General features: G+C 56.7%; 18 protein-coding genes. 12 read left to right on the top strand and 6 right to left on the bottom strand.

What is annotated here, in order from left to right; translation table 11 throughout:
* Positions 1 to 89: 89 nt before the first annotated feature.
* Positions 90 to 557 (top strand): acyl-CoA thioesterase, encoded by a 468-nt coding sequence (locus tag NYE48_RS22015; RefSeq protein WP_036712238.1) that lies wholly within the window; start codon positions 90 to 92, stop codon positions 555 to 557.
* A gap of 45 nt (positions 558 to 602) precedes the next feature.
* On the top strand, positions 603 to 1,262 hold the full coding sequence (gene rnhA, locus NYE48_RS22010; protein WP_340999962.1) for a ribonuclease H: 660 nt from the start codon (positions 603 to 605) through the stop codon (positions 1,260 to 1,262).
* Positions 1,263 to 1,470: 208 nt separating this feature from the next.
* Here rnhA and NYE48_RS22005 read toward each other — a convergent pair whose 3' ends face one another.
* Positions 1,471 to 3,450 carry a beta-galactosidase trimerization domain-containing protein gene (locus tag NYE48_RS22005; protein WP_340999961.1) on the bottom strand — a complete coding sequence of 660 codons (1,980 nt, stop codon included), beginning with the start codon at positions 3,448 to 3,450 and terminating at the stop codon, positions 1,471 to 1,473.
* Positions 3,451 to 3,677: 227 nt separating this feature from the next.
* Between NYE48_RS22005 and NYE48_RS22000 the strand changes: the two genes are divergently transcribed.
* Positions 3,678 to 4,547: an AraC family transcriptional regulator gene (locus tag NYE48_RS22000; protein ID WP_340999960.1), complete on the top strand. Its 870-nt coding sequence runs from the start codon at positions 3,678 to 3,680 to the stop codon at positions 4,545 to 4,547.
* Positions 4,548 to 4,944: 397 nt separating this feature from the next.
* On the opposite strand, the gene NYE48_RS21995 is transcribed toward NYE48_RS22000, so the two are convergent.
* From NYE48_RS21995 to NYE48_RS21980, 4 genes are all read right to left on the bottom strand, one after another.
* Complete coding sequence (locus NYE48_RS21995) at positions 4,945 to 6,000, bottom strand: formylglycine-generating enzyme family protein (protein WP_445324078.1); 1,056 nt, start codon at positions 5,998 to 6,000, stop codon at positions 4,945 to 4,947.
* Between the two features lie 61 nt (positions 6,001 to 6,061).
* Positions 6,062 to 7,297, bottom strand: a complete 1,236-nt coding sequence (locus NYE48_RS21990; RefSeq protein WP_445324039.1) for an ROK family protein — start codon at positions 7,295 to 7,297, stop codon at positions 6,062 to 6,064.
* Positions 7,290 to 7,826 carry a chromate transporter gene (locus NYE48_RS21985; RefSeq protein ID WP_340999958.1) on the bottom strand — a complete coding sequence of 179 codons (537 nt, stop codon included), beginning with the start codon at positions 7,824 to 7,826 and terminating at the stop codon, positions 7,290 to 7,292. The genes NYE48_RS21990 and NYE48_RS21985 overlap by 8 nt, the downstream gene beginning before the upstream one ends.
* Before the next feature lie 137 nt (positions 7,827 to 7,963).
* A complete protein-coding gene (locus NYE48_RS21980; protein ID WP_212952083.1) occupies positions 7,964 to 8,575 on the bottom strand; it encodes a chromate transporter in 612 nt (203 codons plus the stop codon).
* A gap of 232 nt (positions 8,576 to 8,807) precedes the next feature.
* On the opposite strand from NYE48_RS21980, the gene NYE48_RS21975 reads away from it, so the two are divergent.
* Both NYE48_RS21975 and NYE48_RS21970 read left to right on the top strand, forming a co-directional pair.
* Entirely contained in the window at positions 8,808 to 10,283 is a 1,476-nt protein-coding gene (locus NYE48_RS21975; protein WP_340999957.1) for an arylsulfatase, read from the top strand.
* A 5-nt stretch (positions 10,284 to 10,288) separates the two neighbouring features.
* Positions 10,289 to 11,137 (top strand): aminoglycoside 6-adenylyltransferase, encoded by an 849-nt coding sequence (locus NYE48_RS21970; RefSeq protein WP_340999956.1) that lies wholly within the window; start codon positions 10,289 to 10,291, stop codon positions 11,135 to 11,137.
* Between the two features lie 111 nt (positions 11,138 to 11,248).
* Here NYE48_RS21970 and greA read toward each other — a convergent pair whose 3' ends face one another.
* Complete coding sequence (greA, locus tag NYE48_RS21965; RefSeq protein ID WP_036712221.1) at positions 11,249 to 11,731, bottom strand: transcription elongation factor GreA; 483 nt, start codon at positions 11,729 to 11,731, stop codon at positions 11,249 to 11,251.
* Between the two features lie 366 nt (positions 11,732 to 12,097).
* On the opposite strand from greA, the gene NYE48_RS21960 reads away from it, so the two are divergent.
* From NYE48_RS21960 to NYE48_RS21930, 7 genes are all read left to right on the top strand, one after another.
* Positions 12,098 to 12,523 carry a MarR family winged helix-turn-helix transcriptional regulator gene (locus NYE48_RS21960; RefSeq protein ID WP_036712217.1) on the top strand — a complete coding sequence of 142 codons (426 nt, stop codon included), beginning with the start codon at positions 12,098 to 12,100 and terminating at the stop codon, positions 12,521 to 12,523.
* A gap of 45 nt (positions 12,524 to 12,568) precedes the next feature.
* On the top strand, positions 12,569 to 13,603 hold the full coding sequence (locus tag NYE48_RS21955) for a nitronate monooxygenase (RefSeq protein WP_036712214.1): 1,035 nt from the start codon (positions 12,569 to 12,571) through the stop codon (positions 13,601 to 13,603).
* Positions 13,604 to 13,792: 189 nt separating this feature from the next.
* Positions 13,793 to 15,445 (top strand): MFS transporter, encoded by a 1,653-nt coding sequence (locus tag NYE48_RS21950; protein WP_340999955.1) that lies wholly within the window; start codon positions 13,793 to 13,795, stop codon positions 15,443 to 15,445.
* A gap of 24 nt (positions 15,446 to 15,469) precedes the next feature.
* The gene (locus NYE48_RS21945) at positions 15,470 to 16,105 is read left to right on the top strand and encodes an HlyD family secretion protein (protein WP_341000708.1); all 636 of its coding nucleotides are present in this window, start codon (positions 15,470 to 15,472) and stop codon (positions 16,103 to 16,105) included.
* A gap of 177 nt (positions 16,106 to 16,282) precedes the next feature.
* A complete protein-coding gene (locus tag NYE48_RS21940; RefSeq protein ID WP_341000707.1) occupies positions 16,283 to 16,876 on the top strand; it encodes a DUF1273 domain-containing protein in 594 nt (197 codons plus the stop codon).
* Positions 16,877 to 16,929: 53 nt separating this feature from the next.
* Positions 16,930 to 17,925: a Gfo/Idh/MocA family protein gene (locus NYE48_RS21935; protein WP_281422522.1), complete on the top strand. Its 996-nt coding sequence runs from the start codon at positions 16,930 to 16,932 to the stop codon at positions 17,923 to 17,925.
* On the top strand, positions 17,925 to 18,443 hold the full coding sequence (locus tag NYE48_RS21930; RefSeq protein ID WP_341000706.1) for a hypothetical protein: 519 nt from the start codon (positions 17,925 to 17,927) through the stop codon (positions 18,441 to 18,443). The genes NYE48_RS21935 and NYE48_RS21930 overlap by 1 nt, the downstream gene beginning before the upstream one ends.
* Positions 18,444 to 18,485: the final 42 nt, after the last annotated feature.

Raw genomic sequence — 18,485 nt, 5'->3', positions numbered from 1 at the left:
AAAACGGCGGATTTGAAAGTGCTTGAAAACGGGCCGCGGCTCGTTTTTTGTTCAAACTGTTCTTTTTTGAAGAAGAGAGGGGATAAACGATGCGCAAAGAAAGCTTTATCAAACCCGATCCGGCCGGCTGGCTTCAAAAGTTTCGTTTTTCGATTCCGATCAAGGTGCGCTACTGCGAAACCGACATGCTGGGACATGTCAACAATGTGAGCTATTTTATGTATTTCGAGCAGGGGCGCATCGAATATTTCGAAAATTTGGGCTTGTTCGATTCGATGTTCGGCACGGAAAAGGTTGCCGTCGTCGCCGATCTCGAATGCCAATACCTGGAGCAAATGTACCGGAGCGACAAGGTTCAGCTTCATGTGCGGGTTGCTTCGATGGGAAGATCGTCCCTGGACGTGGAGTATGCGGTGGTGGCGAACGACCGGCTCAAGGCGGCGGGACGCGGAGCGATCGTGCTGATTGATACGGGGAGCGGCAAAAGCACGCCGATTCCGGATGTTGTCCGCGGGGCGATTGCCGCTTTTGAGCAAGAAGGCTTGAGCGGGGTTTAAGGTTTGGGCTGCAGCTTATTTTTTACTTAAGGAGTTTTTACGCATATGGCGAAATCGAAGTTTTACGTCGTTTGGGAAGGGAAAAAGCCGGGGGTTTACGCCACTTGGGCGGAGTGTCAGGCCCAGGTAAACGGCTATCCGGACGCCAAATATAAATCGTACGAATCCCGCGCGGAAGCGGAGGCCGCATTCAAAGACGGATGGAAAGGCAACTGGGGGCAAGGCAAGTCCACGTCCTCCAAAACGGCCGGAGGCGGGAAAGCCGGAGCCGGTAAACCTTCGCCTGCCGGCGAAAAAGAGATCGTGTACGACAGCATTTCGGTGGACGTGGGCACCCGCGGCAATCCCGGCCCGGTCGAATACAAAGGCGTCGATACGAGAACGGGGGAAATTTTGTTCTACGTCGGGCCGATCGAAAACGGCACGAACAATTTGGGGGAGTTTATCGCCATCGTGCATGCATTGGCTTACCTGAAGAAGCTGGGCAGCAGCAAAACGGTGTACACCGATTCCCAAACCGCTTTGGCCTGGGTTCGCAAGAAAAAGCCCGCAACGACGCTCGCCAGGAACGAGTCCACGCGCAAAATTTGGGAGCTCACCGACCGTGCGGTGCAGTGGCTTGAAAACAACACCTACGAAAACAAAGTTTTAAAGTGGAACACGGAGAAATGGGGCGAAATCAAGGCGGATTTCGGGCGGAAGTAAGCCGCGGGGCATGCATGGGCATGGACAAGCCAAACAGCGATACGATCGTATCCGCTGAAAGCGAAGGACGTTTCTCGCCCCCGCGAACCCGATCGATAACAGGAAAGCCGTCCCAAGGCCGACATGACCGGCAGGGACGGCTTTTTTGCTTTCGGACGGCCCGATCCTTGCAGCGAACAGAAGCAAACATGGACGGGTCGTGCCGCCGTTACTCCGGTTCCCCGTATTCCAGCACGACCATCTGGTGGCATTCCAGCTCAGGGATGACGTACGTTAATTTCTCGCCGTCTTGCTTAAAATCGAGCGGCTTCCTTTGCGGAGCCATGTATACGGCGTTGACGGCTTCGGGAATGCGGAGCTCCATGGATACGTGATAGACCGGCAGGATGTCCTCGATCACTTCGACGCCTTTCCCCCGCCTTACCGGCGAGGCGTACAGCGCATGCTGCACGTATCGGGATTTCGACGCCTGCTTCTGCAGGGTGACGGTGCCTTGGGCCTTCAAGGTAGTGCGCAGCGTAGGCTCCGGCAGCAGGCGGCTCAGCGCGTACAACACCGTTTCTTTCAGCACAAGGCTCCCTTTCACGGCATAATCTTCGAAGACGTTCCAGGCGATATAGATGCCATTGCGGCTTTCGACCATGCCCGGACCGCCGTCCCTGCCGCTGCTTGGCGTATGCTGATGGGAGCAGAAGGCGAACGCGTCCCGGTTGAAATACGGGTCTTCCCTCCGTCCGAGCTCCGTGCCGGTCTCGGTCAGTTCGATGCGCTGGCCTTCCGAATAGAAGACAAACGCCGCCTCGCCCAGGCTTGCGAGCGGGTGGAGCGGGCGGTAATAATCCGGACGGTAGGGATTCGCTCCGGCATGCCGAATGCCCAAATCCAGCGCAAAACCGTCCCGGTCCGCCCACAGTCCCGATTCTCCCGTCGCCAGCAGGCGTCCGCCCTGGGCGAGATAGGCCGACAGCTTGGCATGCAGAGGTTCGTCGATGCGGATCCGGTCGGGCAAAATGACCACTTGATAGGCGTCAAAATCGCTTTCAAGGTCCACCACGTCAAACAGGATATGGCCTTCGGTCAGCATGCGGACAGCCCCTGCATCGGCTTGGCCGGTAAAGCTGTCATGCCCGCCGTCCGCTGCATGCGAGCCGGCGGCTTCGACGGAAAGCAGGGCCACGTCGGCGACATTCGCCGCATCGCGGCACCATTCTTCTTTCGCCTTTACCTCCGCGTAAGCGCTGCCGATAAGCCCGTAGGTCGCTTCGTCCATCCGTCCCAGGGGATGAAGCTGGTCGCCGATCGAGCAGGCCGCCCCATGGGCAAGGCTGAGCGCCGTCTCGTAGCGGAGCGCGTTCGGATGTTTGTACCCCCCGAATTCCCCCCAGGTGGTGTGGAACTTTCCGGTCATGCCGAGGAAAGGCGTCCCGAGCGGCTGCACGTAACGCGCCGACAGCGGAAAATGGTCGTAGCCCCAGCCGCCGGTAGGGAGCGACTCCAGCTCCAGGTGCGTGTTCATCCCGGCCAGATCGCGGCGGCCGCGCCGGATATGGCCGCCGTTGTGGAACACCGGCAGGCCGGGGTTGTGGGCATCCACCGTTTCCCGGACGCGCCGGGTGTAGTTGGCGTAGGTTCGCTCCCATAACGGTTTCATGCCTTCCGCGTCGCGCGGGTCGAGCCCCTCGGCCCTTGCTTCGGCGACGCAGCTCGCGCAATAGCATTCCCTCACGCCGACGATGTCCAAAAAGATGCCGTCGGCCTCGTAGTTTCTAACGACCTCGGCGATTTGCGACAGCAGAATGTCGAGATACGGGGTATTCAGGCACAGCAGGTGATATCCGGGCCTGAACAAATCCTCGCTGCCGCCGTAACGCGGGCGCACCCACCACTCGGGATGGCTGACGGCCAGCCTCTCGTCGAATCCGGCGGATAAGTAGACGGGCGTTTTAACGTCGATGTCATGGGCCGCCTCGATCATTGCCCCGAGAAGGTCAAAAGTAAGCCCCGGATGGATGCGGTTGGCTTCGGACGGGTGATAGGCCCATCCGTGATGGCATTTGGAAAAGACGGTGATGGAATCTACATGCCCAAGCTTCAGCATCTGTTGGAACTGTTCTTTTTCGAACCTGCTGCCAATACGGTCGATCGCTTCCGACGTATGAAAATCGAGGTGTACCTGGCGAAAACGCATCGTGAATGTCCTCCTTTGGTTTGGAAAGGGATTTCTTTTCCTAAAGGTAACGGAAACGCAGCCGGCGAACTACGCAAAATAGCGACTTCATATCGCACGATATCGACCTTCGCACCATGACCGGAGTGATGGGGGATGTTAATATAGAACATAATGGATCCGTTTTCAGAAGTACCGGTTTTATTGGGTTTAAAACGATATCGATTTGAACAAGGGAGGGGAGCCCGTTGAAATGCCTGGAGCTTGCGATCCCGCCGCTGCCGTCGCTGGTGACCGTCGGACATGCGATGTGGTTGCCGGGGAACTGCCATTTTGAAAGGTCATTTGACGTGTATGACGTCATCTTCGTCAAAAGCGGCGCCATGTATATGCGGGAGGATCGGGAGGAATACGTAATCCGGGGCGGGCAATTGCTGGTGCTGGAACCGGGGAAAACCCATGCGGGCAGCGCCCCGTGCACGGAAGAAACGGAGGTCTACTGGGTGCATTTCAAGCATGCCGCGGCGCTCAGAAGGCTGGACGCAAAGGACATTCCGTGGTCTGCCGTCCTTCCGCAGGGGCGCGACAGCGATACGAAGCCATCCGATCAGACAATGTACCTTCCGAAGCATGGCGACGTGCCCTTCGCCAAACTGCTGCCGGCCTTAAACCGCATGGTCAAGCTGAATGCGCAGCTGTCCGTGGAGGAGGCGCTGCAGCTGCAGACGTTGTTCGGCGAGCTGCTGGGCACGCTGCAAACGGAAGCGAAAGCGAGGCCCGCCCCGCGTTCGTCCGAGCTGGCGAAGGAAGCGGTCCTGTATTTGCAAAACCATTGGAGCGAGCCGTTCCATTCCAAAAGCATGGAGGACGCGCTCCATTTTCAATTCGACTATATTACGCGCTGCATGAAAAAATATTCGGGCATGACGCCGCTTCAATACGTGCACCATCTTCGGATTTCCCATGCGGTCACGATGCTGGCGCAGACCAGCTTGTCCGTGCAGGAAATCGCCGAAAGGGTCGGCATCCCGAACGCCAGCTTTTTCGGCAGGCTGTTCCGCGAGCGTATGGGAATCACGCCCGGGCAATACCGTCTTCAACGGCAGCGCCAATTATAAGGCAAGAAGAGGGCGTCTGAAAGGGGCCTCGATTTTCAGCGCCGCCTCGTTCCAGCCTGGAGGAGCGGGCCATCCGAAGGGCGAAGCAGCAAACGACGAAACACAAATCAGCAAACAGGCCTCAATGTACAACAGAGCTCTATTATCACTTTGAATTAAGAGCTCATCGTGGATCCGAGCGGTTATCATGGAACCGATATGTTTCATAGGGGGGAGCAGGGTGACGCACTAAAGTCCAAACTGATTGATTTTGTTAAAAAGGTATTTCATTAAAATAAACTCGAAAAAGCCCCGCACTCCCGAATCGTTCATGCCATTCCGGGGAGGACGGGGTTTTTTGAAGAGGTTCGAATGTATAAGTTCTCAGGCTAGCCGACATCGACATCACGTTAAAAATCTAAAGATCCGCCGCGACGCGAAAACCGGTATTGCCCGTCGAGCTGTCCGGGGTATTGCCGCTTCGGGCCGCCACGCGGTAACGGTTGCAGTAGGAATGATGGCAAAGGTAAGAGCCGCCCTTAAGCACGCGCGCTTCGCCCTCGACGGGTCCTGCCGGGCGCTCCGTCGAGCCGCGCTGCCCGGGATCGCGCGTAAACCAGTCGGCGCACCATTCCCAGACGTTGCCCGAAACGTTATAGAGGCCGTACCCGTTCGGTTCATAAGCGTCAACCGGGGCGGTGGCGAGATATCCGTCGCTGGCATGGTTTTTCGTCGGAAATACGCCCTGCCAAATGTTGCACCGGTGCTCCCCGTTGGGACGGAGGACGTCGCCCCACGGGTAACGTTTGCCTTCGAGCCCTCCGCGGGCCGCCGCCTCCCATTCGACTTCGGTCGGCAGGCGTACGCCGGCCCATCGGCAGTAGGCCTGGGCATCGTTCCATGAGACGTGCACGACCGGATGGTTCAGCCGATCGGCAATGCTGCTTCCCGGCCCTTCGGGCGCTCTCCAGCAGGCGCCTTCAACCCCGTGCCACCACGGCGTTTGCTGAGGCGACCCGACGATGGCGACCTTCCCGGGTTCGGGCAGCAGCAGGTGAAACACGTACGACCAGCCGAATTGTTCCGCTTCCGTCACATACCCCGTGCTGTCGACGAACGCCGCAAAATCGGCATTCGTTACGGCGTAGGGCGACATGCGGAACGATTGGACGCGCACCCGTCTGGCCGGCCCTTCGGCATCGGAAGGGAACCCTTCCTGATCATCGGTGCCAAGCCAATATTCGCCCTCCGGAATGACGGGCCATGAAGAGGGATCCGGGCGCAAAGCTCCGGGTGCCTGCGATTCGCTTGCGGGAGCCGCTGCCGCGGCGGTTTGGGCTTCGGCTGGTATTCGTGCCGACTCCATGGCAGGGGTGCCGCAGCCGGCCGATCCGGCGACGGCCTTCCTTTTTGCCGCGCAGCAGGGAGAAACGTTGCGGTCTTGATGCGGTTCGTGGTCAGGTTTGTCGGGCATTCCAAACGTGGATGCGGCTGACATGGCGAAAACTCCTCTCTGGGTGGAAGGTTCAAACCGATTAGACGGTCAACTGGCTCAGCATCATTAACGCGGCTCCGATGGCGATGGCTTCGTCGCCGTACGTGCCTCTGCTGAAAATCACCTGGTATTTCGGATAATGGTAGGTTTTGCGGATGGCCGTTTGGGTGGCCGTATAAAAAAACAGATTCGATTCGGTCATGAGCGGGCCGCCCAAAATAACCTTTTCCGGATTCAAAATGTTCAGCAGATTCGCAAGGCCGACGCCGAAATACGCCGCCGCTTGCGTCACGATTTCGGTCACCATCGGGTCCATTTGCTTCAGCGCCTCCATAATGTCCGGATATTTGGCCGGCTCCCCCGGCGGCAGCCATTGCCGCAAAACGCTGCCGCGGCCGAGGCGCAGCCTTGAGTTCACTTCGCGTTCAATGGCATAGACCGACGCATACGAATCAAGCGCCCCGTAATTGCCCTGCGGCGTGCGGTAGGGGTGGCCGTCCGCCTGGATGATCATTTGGCCGAAGGAACCCTCCATATCGACGGCGCCGTGGATGAGCTTGTTGTCCGTCATCATGCCGAGGCGAAGGCCCGTGCCGGCATGGACGTATAACATGTGGCGGAAATTTTTGGTGCGGTTCGCCCAGGATTCCGCGATGAGCGCCGTATTGGCGCCGTTATCCAGCATGACGGGACAGCCGAGCCGTTCCTCCAGCAGCTTCACGATCGGCACATGGTTCCAGCCGGGAGCGGCAAACCATTCGGGTTCTTCGATGATGCCGTCCTCCCTGCTCAGCGGCCCGACGGCGCCGATGCCCATCCCGATGATCCGCTCCCGGGCGATCCGGTGTTTGTCCATCCATTCGCCGGCTTGCCCGGACACCTGCTGCAGAAGGGCCAAGGGCGTGGTTTCTTCGGTCATGCGCCATTCTATGGCATCGATTTTGTTGCCTGCTAGATCAAGCAGCACAAGCCGGGAGGACACCCGGGATATGTCGAGCCCGAAGGCATAACCGTAGCTGGCGTTCACCCGATAAAGAATCGGGCGCCGTCCGCCGGTGGAGGCTCCAAGACCGCTTTCGGTGATGACCCCGATGGAGACGAGCTCATCCAGTACGCGCGTTAAGGTGCTGACCGTAAGCCCGCTTGCGGCGAGCAAATCGTTTTTGGCGATCTCTTGCATCCGGCGGATGTCCTGGAACAGCTCCTTCGCCTTGGGCGACGGGATGCGGCTTTGCGCATCGATTCGTTGGTTCTTTTCATTAGGCATATTAGGCATAAATCACAATCCCCACAATCCCTGAAACGATAATCATGGCCAGCGGATGCACGCGGAAACGAATCATGGCGGTCAGGGCAGCGATAAAAATGGCGATGCTGGCAAACGTGCTGAAGGAAAATCCGGTAATAAAACTGGAGTGGATCGTCATCGTGTAAGCGGCGTATGCAATCAAGGCGATCACGGCCGGCTTCATGCCGTTCAGCGCCGCCTGTATCCACTGATTATCATACACACGGTAAAAAACGGTAGCAACCAGGAACATGACGATGACGGAAGGCAGCACGATGCCCAGCGAAGCGACCAGGCTGCCGATCCATCCGCCCGCGGCATAACCGACATAGACGGCGCTGTTCATGGCCACCGGCCCCGGCGCCATGCCGGCAATGGCGATCGCTTCCGTATATTGCTCCGCCGTCATCCAGCCTTCCTTCAGCGCGGCGTGTTCGATGACCGGAAGCATGGCGTACCCTCCGCCGAAAGACATAAATCCAATTTTGAAAAAAGTCCATAATAACTCCAGCAGCATGATTTCTTCCTCTTCTCCCCAAGCGGGTATCTATTCTCGGACTTCCGGACGTTCCGGAAGCTGCCGTTTAATCCGAAATATAAAAATTGAATATTCATGGTCCATATGGGCCCGGCCCGACGCGATCCTCACGGAATTTACATGGGAGGATGGTCGCCCTTGTTCTCGGGGGAGGCTTTTTGCGGATCCCCCACGGGGGACGCTGCCTTGGCAACGATGCCGATCACGACGCCGACCGCCAGGACGAAAAGGGGCGGAATCGGAAAAAAGAGCAGCAGGACGAGGCAGGCGGCGGCGACGCCCCATGCCAAAGGATGGTTCAGCGCCTGTTTGCGCATCCGGACCGCCGCGTAGATGATCAAGGCGACGACGGTGGGTTTGATGCCGTGCAGCGCGGCCTGCACGTAACGGTTATGGCTGAAGCCCGCCGCAGCTGCGCATAAGACGAGCATGATAAGGATCGTCGGCAGGGAAATGCCGGCAACGGCGGCAAGGAGGCCGGGAATGCCGGCCACGCGGTAGCCGACCAGCGCGGCGACGTTGACTCCGATGCCCCCGGGAGCCGCGCCGGAAAGCGCGGTCATCTCGCTCATTTCCTTGGAGCCCAGCCATCCGCGGCGTTCCGTGACTTCCTTATCGATGACGGGAAGGATGGCGTAGCCGCCGCCAAAGGTGGTGGGTCCGATTTTCAAAAAAGAAACAAAAAGCTTTCCGCATAAGCGAAGCTTGCGTTCTCGGTTGGCTTCCATGATTTTTGCTTCCTTCTTTCCTTGACTTCCTGAGGTGTTCGCTTCCAGTATATCGTACTTTAATTCTTTTTGGAATAAAGAAAGGCCCTTATTTGCTGGAAAAGAGGAACAAACCGGGATCGAAATCAAGATAACGAAGGAAAATCCATTTACTTTCGATCAAAATGGAGGTTAAATGGAAATAATTTCGAAACCATGTTTTTGAATTCATCTCCTGGGGAGGGGAACGTCCTTGAATCGGAACAAACCGAATGTTTTGCTGATTACCGTGGACCAAATGCGTTACGATTGCCTGAGCATCGCAGGCCATCCCGTGGTGGAGACGCCGAATTTGGATGAGCTGGCCCGCACCGGCGTGCGTTTCGACCGCGCCTACTCCGCGACGCCGTCCTGCATCCCGGCGCGGGCGGCGATTTTTACCGGGAAGTCCCAGACGGGCCACGGGCGCGTCGGGTATCAAGACCGCGTGCCGTGGCGTTACGACCGCACGATGCCGGAGGAATTTGCGAAGGCCGGATACCACACGCAATGCGTCGGCAAAATGCACGTATACCCGGCCAGAAACCTGATGGGTTTTCACCATGTCGTGCTGCACGACGGGTATCTGCATCATAACCGGAATAAGTACAGCATTCCGGTCTCCGAACATTACGACGAAGTGGACGATTACTTGCATTGGCTGCGCCGGCAGGAACCCGGCGCGGACCTGATCGATTCCGGATTGGACTGCAACGCCTCGGCGGTGGCACGCCCGTGGCATCTTCCGGAAAAGCTCCACCCGACGAATTGGGTCGTCACCGAATCGATCGATTTCCTGCGCCGCCGCGACCCGGGCAAGCCGTTTTTCTTGTGGATGTCTTTCGTCCGGCCCCATTCGCCGCTGGATCCGCCGCAGGCGTATCTCGATTTGTACGAAGACGCGGAAATCCCCGATCCGCCGGTCGGCGATTGGGCGATGACGTCCGATCCCGGTTTGGAAGGGTACAATCCGACGACAAGCCGAGGCATCGTCCCGAAACGCCGGCTCAAAAAAGCGACGGCCGCCTATTACGCGCTCATCACGCATATCGATCATCAAATCGGCCGCTTTATGCAGGCGCTGGCGGAATACGGCGAGATGAACGACACGGTCATTTTGTTTACCTCGGATCATGGGGAACTGATGGGCGACCATCATCTGTTCCGCAAGTCGCTGCCTTATGAAGGAAGCGCGCGGGTGCCGTTTATCGTCAATGATCCGGGAAACCGCCTGGGCCTTCAAAGGGGCAAAGTGGTGAAGGAGGTCGTGGAAATGCGGGACATTATGCCGACGTTGCTGGATGCCGCAGGCGTGCCGATCCCCGATTCGGTGGAGGGGGGCAGCGTGCTACAGCTGGCTTCACGGGCTGCCGAACGTCAAGGCGTTGCTTGGCGTTCCTACCTGCACGGAGAACATTCGCAAGGCAGCCAGTCCAATCATTGGGTTACGGACGGCAAGGAAAAATATGTCTGGTTCTCCCAAACCGGCGAGGAACAGTTTTTCCTGCTCGGCGAAGATCCGCAGGAGCTGCATAACGCCATCCGCGACGAGTCCTGCCGGGAACGGATCCGGCACTGGCGATCGGTGTTGGTTCAGGAGCTGAAGGATCGCGAAGAGGGATACTCGGACGGCGAACGGCTGATCGTCGGGCGAACTCCGGCCGCCGTGCTTTCGCACGTCCGCGGATGACCGCAATGGCTGCCTTAACGGCAGCATCCGGCGACCGGCAGGTCGATCCAATGAAGGAGGGGGATTCGGTGATCCTCGAAGAAGCCGTCGATACGGTCGTCTCCAGTTTGACGAAAGAAGAATACGTGCAGGCGATATTTTTAAAAGGTTCGATGGGCAGAAACGAACATGACGAATTTTCCGATATCGATTTGTATTGTCTTGTGAATGCGGAGGATCTGGATTTGTTTCTTCCGAACCGCATGCGGCATATAAGGGCGTACAAAGAACTGCTGTTTTATGACGAAATCTTTATCGTTGCGCCGCAAATATTGGCCGTATACGAAAACCTGGTTCATCTCGACCTGTTCACCGTGACGGAAGAAAACTACGTCGCCAAAGATTTTATCAAGGTGCTGCATGACCCGGACGGAAGGCTGGCTCCATTGGCCGCCAAGCAAAACCTGGCTTTGGAGCCGGCGGAGTTTCAGGATGCCGTCGACGACGCGGTATGGTTTTTGTATCAATATCACGCCGCCTCCCGCAGAGGAAACGATCTGTGGAGCATTCAAACGCTTCACAACGCGATGACGAATCTCTCCAAAGCGTTATTGCATAAATACAAGCCGGAGCGGGCGCAGCTTGGCATGAAGGATATGGAACGCTCCTTGCCCGAAGAACCGTTGGCCGCGGTCAAACGGATCTATGCCCACATGACGCCGGAACATCATAAACAAGCTTGCAGGTTCATGGTTGATTTGATGCTGCGGGAAGAAGCCTGGATCTTTGCCCATGTGCCCTTCCCTTTGAAGATCAAGCCATTATGGGACGCGATGAAAAAAATAGGATCGGCCGACCCGCGAACGAACGCGTGACACCCGGAATCCGGCCCTGAAGCGCAAAAAAGAACCCTGTTTCCTTCAGCTGGAAGCAACAGGGTTCTTGGCGTTCGTTTCACGGTTTCAGGCATCCCGTTACCGATGCCGTTATGATTTGGCGCGGATATCCAGGACTTCGTACTGGATGACTCCCATCGGCGCCGTCACGCTGATGACGTCGCCGACGGACTTGCCGATCAGCTCTTTGCCGAGCGGGCTTTCGTAGGAGATTTTGTTGCTTTGCACGTCGGCTTCCGCCGGACTGACGATCCGGTATTCCACGACTTCGTTGAATTCCCGGTCGTTCAGCTTGACGTAGGCGCCCACGCTGACGATCGAAGCATCGGTGCTTTTGACGACCCGGGCTTTGGTCAGCATTTTCTCCAGCATGATGATCCGGGTTTCCATGAACGACTGGTCGTTTTTAGCGGAATGGTATTCGCTGTTTTCCTTCAGGTCGCCGTAACTGATCGCTACCTTCAGACGTTCCGCAAGCTCTTTGCGTTTTACGGTTTTTAACTCCTCCAGCTCGGCCTTCAGTTCTTCCAGCCCTTCGGGAGTCAAAATGATTTCTTCATTTTCATTGGACATATCGCAACACCTCTCTCTCTTAAATTGTACACGAAATGCCGGCTAAAACGAAATATCCGGAAACAATCGGTATCATCAAACTCCCTGGGGGCGACGCGGTTCCCGCTGATCCTGCCGATAGGGGGATGTTTTTCCGAGTATCCCCGCATCTAAGGAAGAATGCAGGCTGTCCTGGCCGGCTTGTCGGCCAGCTGTCGGTATGGTCGCGGGAATTCGGAAGAAAACCCGTGTCGGCCCATCTGATCGGAGGCGGCCCGGCTCCCGGGACCACCGGCTGATTTCGGCACCCGTCCGCCTGTATGTTATACTGGTTCTGACGCTTTTTGGCATGGAAACCGGGCAGTATAAGGAGGCGGATGACGGAAAATGGATGCTCCGATTCATTTGATCGAATACGAAATCGCTTTGCTGGTGAGGCTTACGACGGCACACAGCCCCAAGCTTGGAAGTCTTGACCGCTCTGAATATCTTTTGCTTAGCGAGCTGGAAAAATTCAGCCCGCTGGCCATTAACGCGCTGGCCGACCAGCTGCTGCTGAATTTGTCCACGGCGAGCCGCCAGGTGGCTGCGCTTGAGGGGAAAGGTTATATCCGGCGTTATCCGGATTCGAACAACGGCAGGATCAGTTTGGTGGAAATCACGCCCGAAGGACGGGACATTCTCCGCAAGGTTCAACAAGCGCGTTACGCGGCCTATGCCGACATGCTTTCCGGCTGGTCTCCGGCCGAGCTTGAGCAGCTGCGGGATCATTTGACCCGGCTGAACCGGGATTTCAAAGCATGGAACAAATAAGGGCCATATGAATATGGCGGTATTTGGCTAAAGGAGGCGGAAGATATGTTGAAAGCGCTAAAATATCCGATCGTACAAGCTCCGATGGCAGGCGGCGTGTCGACCCCCGCATTGGCTGCGGCGGTGTCGGAAGCCGGCGGACTCGGTTTTTTGGCCGGAGGTTACAAGACGAGCGAAGAGCTTGAAAAAGAAATCAGGGAGCTTCGCGGGCGAACCGCGGCGGGCTTCGGCGTCAACCTGTTCGTGCCCGGTCCGGATACCGCGGATCCCCAAGCCCTGGAAGCGTATCGGGCAAAGCTTCTGAAAGAAGCGGAAACGCTGAACGTATCCCTTGGAGCCCCGGACTTCGACGACGATGATTACGCCCGCAAAATCGCCTTGGTGCAAGCCGAACGGGTGCCGGTCGTCAGCTTTACGTTCGGGTGCCCTGCCAAAGAAACTGTGCAAACGCTTCAGGAGAAGGGCATCGAGGTGGCAGTCACCGTTACGAATCCGGCGGAAGCGGCGTTGGCTCTTGATGCCGGAGCGGATGTGTTATGCCTCCAAGGGGCCGAAGCCGGGGGCCATCGGGGGACTTTTTCGAACGATCCGGACCTGCGGGAGGATATTGGGCTGCTGGTTTTGATCCGGCTCGTCCGAACGTTGACGGACAAACCGGTCATCGCGGCCGGAGGCATCATGGACGGAGCGGGCGTAAGGGCGGCGCTTGCTGCCGGCGCGGACGCGGCCCAATTGGGGACGGCGTTTTTGTTGTGCCCCGAAAGCGGAACGAACGCCGCTTACCGGAAAGCGTTAACCGATCCCGAATTTACCGCTACCCGCATCACGCGTGCATTTACGGGCAGAAGGGCGAGGGGGCTCGTGAACAGGTTCATGGAAACCTATGACGCGGAGGCCCCGGCCGCATATCCCCAAGTGCATCATCTGACGCAGCGCCTCCGAAAAGAAGCCGCCGCGCGCGGTCAAGCCGACTACATGTCGCTGTGGGCCGGTCAGGGGTACCGGATGGCCCGGGCGATTCCGGCAGCGCAATTGATCCATGAACTCATGACGGAATTTCACGGGAAACAGAACTTATAGCTCATCAACAAACGAGATATGCCGCCTTCGGGCGGTTTTTCCTTTTCCAAACAAAAATTGGCTATTGCATGTTCAAAATTACATATTGTATAATACAACTTGCTGTTTGCAATATGTAATCATTTCCGAAAGAAATCGCTGAGACAGCGGATCATTTCCCGCGGATCCCAACAAGAAAGGAGGAGTCCGATGAAAACGACGTCGGGCCGTCTAGCGGCCATCTCGGAATCGGTCAACATACCGCTGCCGCCGTATTTGATCATTTCGATTTTGACGATCTTTGCGATCGGTCCGCAGTATTTTATCAATTTGTCTTACATTATGAACCAGGCCATCATTCAGAACGGGCTCGATCTGGGTTCGAACGATCTGTTGCTTCCCTCCACTCTGTCCAACATCGCCTTTGCCTTAGGCGTCCCTTTGGGCCCGGCATTCACCCGGAAATGGGGGCTGCGGAGCAATTATCTCCTGTTCGTCGCGATATTTTTCGTCGGTTCCGTGATCAACGCGTTCGCGGGGGATTCGGTTTCCTTAACGATCGGGAGAACCATTCAGGGGTTAAGCGCGGGATGTTTGTTTCTGACCATTTTGCCCGTCAGCTTAAAATCGTTTCCCAATAAAATCCGCAACTATTTCCTGCTGATGGTCATCACCGGTTTGTTCGGGGCAAGCGCCGTCGGGGCCATCTTCGGCTCCGTATCGCTGAGCGTGGGCGCATGGCGCTGGCTGTTCTTGCTGAACATCGTTTCCGCGGCCTTGTGCTTGCTCGTCGGCTTTATCGGCTTGCCGCACGGCAAAGAGGCCGCCGGCGAGGCGCGGCCGGGAAGCAGGGTCAACCTGTTCCTGCTCGTGGCGCTGATGCTTTCGCTGACGGTGCCGCTGTGCAATTTGGTGGACAAAGGCTTTGCCTCGCTGTACGTTTGGCCGTTTTTGGCCGTCGCAGGCATACTTCTGGTTCTGTTTATCATCATGGATCTCAAATCCCCGGCGCCGCTTGTTCCGTTCCGAACGCTGAAGGCGCCAAAACCGGTCTCGGGAACGGTCATGGCGATCGCCTCGCATGTCTGCCTCATATTGGCCATCGCGGGAATCAACGGCTTTTTGCGGAACAACCTGAACCTGCCGTACCGGTATCTCGTTCATTTTTACGTTTGGTTTTTCGTCGGCATCGTCGTGACCGCCATGCTGAAAACGTGGCTGTTTGACCGTTTGGGGGCGGGGATTCTCGGTTTTGCCGGCTCGCTTGCCGTCATTTACGTCAGCCTGCAGTGGCGCGCGATGGGTCCGGACGTTTCCTTGCAGACGCTGTATTTCCAAATCGCGCTGCTCGGCGCCGGCGTCAGCATGGTGCTTGTCGGCGGGGCGCTGGGGACGGCGCTTGCGGGCGATATCCACCAGGCTTCGATGCGATCGGTTACCTTGCATTCGATCCGCAATTTTGCGGGGGCAATCGCCACGCCGCTGCTCGGATGGTATTTGACGCGGCAAAACGCCGTCAATTATGAAGAAATCCGCGGCCGTCTCGGCTTGTTCGGCGGGGAGGCCAGGGCGGAAATCGCCGGATGGACCCGCAGCTTCATGAATGAAGGGCTTCCGGCCGCCAAAGCTCAGAGCATGGCCTCGTATGAGCTGATCGTGCAAACGAAAAAGGCGGCCATTTTGGGCGCGTACCATAACCTGTTTACGATCATGGCCTGCGTCGGCGCGATCATGCTGCTGGCTTCGGCAGGGAAAATCGTCACCGGCAAAGGAAGATCGCTGGTCCAGAAAGAAAAGCGGCTCATGATGCCGAAGCCGGAACAAACGGATCTGGCGCCGAGCGCCGCACGTTTTACGAAATAAGAAATAAGGAGAACGATGGATATGATTAGCCGTAGCCGATTAATCATCGCAAATATTGCAGGGGTGCTCGTCATCTGCTTTTTTATTGCGGCAGGCGCCTACTTCTATTACGAAAAAAGCAATTTCATCAAAACGGAGGATGCCGTCGTGGCTGCCGACATGATGCCCGTCGTTGCTCCCGCCCCGGGGGTGCTGGCCAGCTGGAACATACAGGAGGGGGTCGACGTAAGCGACAAAAGCATCGTCGGCGGCGTTTCCGACGGCACGAAGACGATCCCCGTCAGCTCGCGGATGAAGGGCAAAATCATCAAAAACGACGCGCGCGCGGGACAGCCGGTGCAAGCCGGCCAGGTGCTTGCGCAGGAAGCGGACATGGATCATCTGTATATCATCGCCAACATTAAAGAAAACCGGCTGAAGGACATTAAAATCGGCCAAAGCGTGGACGTTACGGTCGACGGCGACCCGGGCGCCAAATTCGAAGGCGTGGTCAAAACGATCGGATATGCGACCAATTCGGTGTTTTCGGTCCTTCCGCAGCAGGGCTCGACGGGCAGCTATACGAAAGTGACGCAGAAGATTCCCGTCAAAATCTCGATCAATCAAGTTTCGTCCAAAGTGCTGCCGGGCATGAACGCCGAAGTGAAAATCTCGATCTGATCTTTCAAGAACCTTGCGTTTCCATAGGGAAATGCAGGGCTCTTTTTGCTTCATTCTCCGATATACCAGTGGAAATCACCAAAAGAATCGGGGTATGATAGGAGGAAAGCAATCATAGAGGATTTTGCAGAAATCCCGCAGCAAGGCAGAATTTACGCGGAAATTAAGGGGTTTATGATGAAAAATGTGCTGGTTACGGGATATCGCGCGCATGAGCTGAACATTTTCGGGCAAAAGCATCCGGGAATCGCGTATATCCAAAAAGCCGTAACCGCCAAGCTCGTCCAGCTGGCCGAGGAAGGGTTGGAATGGGTCATTTCGCCCGGGCAATACGGCGTCGATTTATGGGCCTGCGAAGCGGCGATTGGCTTGAAGCGGGACTACCCCGACCTGAAAGTGGCCATCATAACGGCTTTTGAACATCCCGAAGAGAACTGGAAGGAAGACAAAAAGGAATACTACAACCGGATTTTGCAGGGAATCGATTACTATGGGGCGGTCAGCCGCCAGCCTTACAGCGGGCCATGGCAATTCAGGGCCCGGGACGACCTGCTGTTCCGCAAAACCGACGGCATCCTTCTGGTCTACGACGAGGAGACGGGCGAAGGCAGCAGCGCCAGGTTTTACAAGGAACGCGCTTTAAAGCTGCAGCAGGAGGAAGGATACGGTTTCCTGAGCATCAGCACCGAAAATATTCAAAGCCTGGCGGACGAGGAAACGTCCGGCTGGGACGATGCGGGGGGCCCGGAGATCGGCGGAGGCTTTACCTAAGGCTGCTAAAGGGAATGATTCATGCAATATCCTGATATATTTTGGGGAAAGGAATGATTGGATTGATCCGATTCGGAACGATTGGCACCAACTGGATTACGGAACGTTTTCTTCATGCGGCGGCGGAGAACGACGATTTCGAATTGACGGCGGTATATTCCCGCACGGAGGAAAAGGGGCGCGAGTTTGCGGCCCAGTTCGGCGAACCGAAGGTGTATACCGATTTGAAGGCCATGGCGACAAGCGATTGCATCGACGCGGTTTATATCGCCAGCCCGAATTCGTTGCATGCGGAGCAGGCGATTTTATTCATGAACCACGGCAAACATGTGCTGTGCGAAAAACCGCTTGCCTCGAACAGCGACGAGGTACGGCGGATGATTGCGGCGGCCGAGGCCAATAACGTGGTGCTGATGGAAGCGATGAAATCCACGCTCATGCCGAATTTCAGAATCATGAAAGACAATCTGTACAAAATCGGCCAAGTGCGCCGTTATTTTGCCAGCTACTGCCAATACTCTTCGCGTTACGACGCGTTTAAGCAGGGAACGGTGCTGAACGCGTTTAATCCGGAATTTTCGAACGGCGCGTTGATGGATTTGGGCATTTACTGCATTTATCCGCTGGTGTCCTTGTTCGGCAAACCGGAAGAAGTCAAAGCGTTCGGCGTCATGCTTTCTTCCGGCGCGGACGGGGAAGGCAGCGTCATTATGCGTTATCCGGAAATGGATGCGGTCGTCATGTATTCGAAAATTTCGGACTCGTTCCTGCCTGCGGAAATCCAAGGGGAAAACGGAACGATGGTGATCGACCGGATCAACCAGCCGTACGACGTCAAAATCCAGTACCGGGACGGCAGCGTGGAGAACCTGACCCAGCAGCAAATCCATGAATCGATGTATTACGAGCTGGAGGAGTTCATCCGCATAATTTGCCGCGGCAAGCGCAGCAGCAAAATCAATTCCCACGAAACGTCGCTTGCGGTCGCCGAGGTGATGGAGGAAGCGCGTAAGCAGATTGGACTGAAATACGCGGCCGACCAATGGTAATGTTCGACCCGACGATTTTCGAGAATCTTAAGGTGGCCCTTGAAAACCAGCTGTACGATCTCGATAACATCGACGGCCTGATCCGGATCATCGGCCGCGACGACCGGCTTGAAATGTCCGTCATGTCCCGGGAGTTTGCCATCAGGTTCGAATTGGCGGGAAGGCCGGAGGTTTGTGCGGAGATCCGCCTGGAAGCTTCCCTTGCCGATTTGTCCGCCGAAATTTTGGAGATCGAAGACGCCCGGCCGGGATGCCGGCTAAAGATCCGCTTCGGGATGAACGTCACGGAAGCGGAGACGGAATGCGGGGAGATCGAACGGATTTTGAAAACGATCTGGCCGGATATTCCGCTCGTGCAAACCTTGACCCGCGTTTACGGGGATGCTGACCGCGGCTATGAAAATAAGGCGGAATTGAGGTTCCAGCGGAAAATCGACGAGGAGCAGATGGGAGATTTGCCTGAGCTGATCCAATACGTGCTCCGGTCTTTGGCGGAACTTTGCGAACGTTCGTCCTGAATCGTCGCGCGGGAGCGTTTTTTTCGTCATGCGTCATTCGCT

Origin of the sequence: Paenibacillus sp. FSL M7-1455 (assembly GCF_038004655.1) — a bacterium.
GTDB classification, from domain to species: Bacteria; Bacillota; Bacilli; order Paenibacillales; family Paenibacillaceae; genus Paenibacillus_AQ; species Paenibacillus_AQ cookii.
The sequence above is the reverse complement of the archived record's forward strand: the minus strand, read 5'-3'. Positions and strand labels throughout refer to the sequence as shown.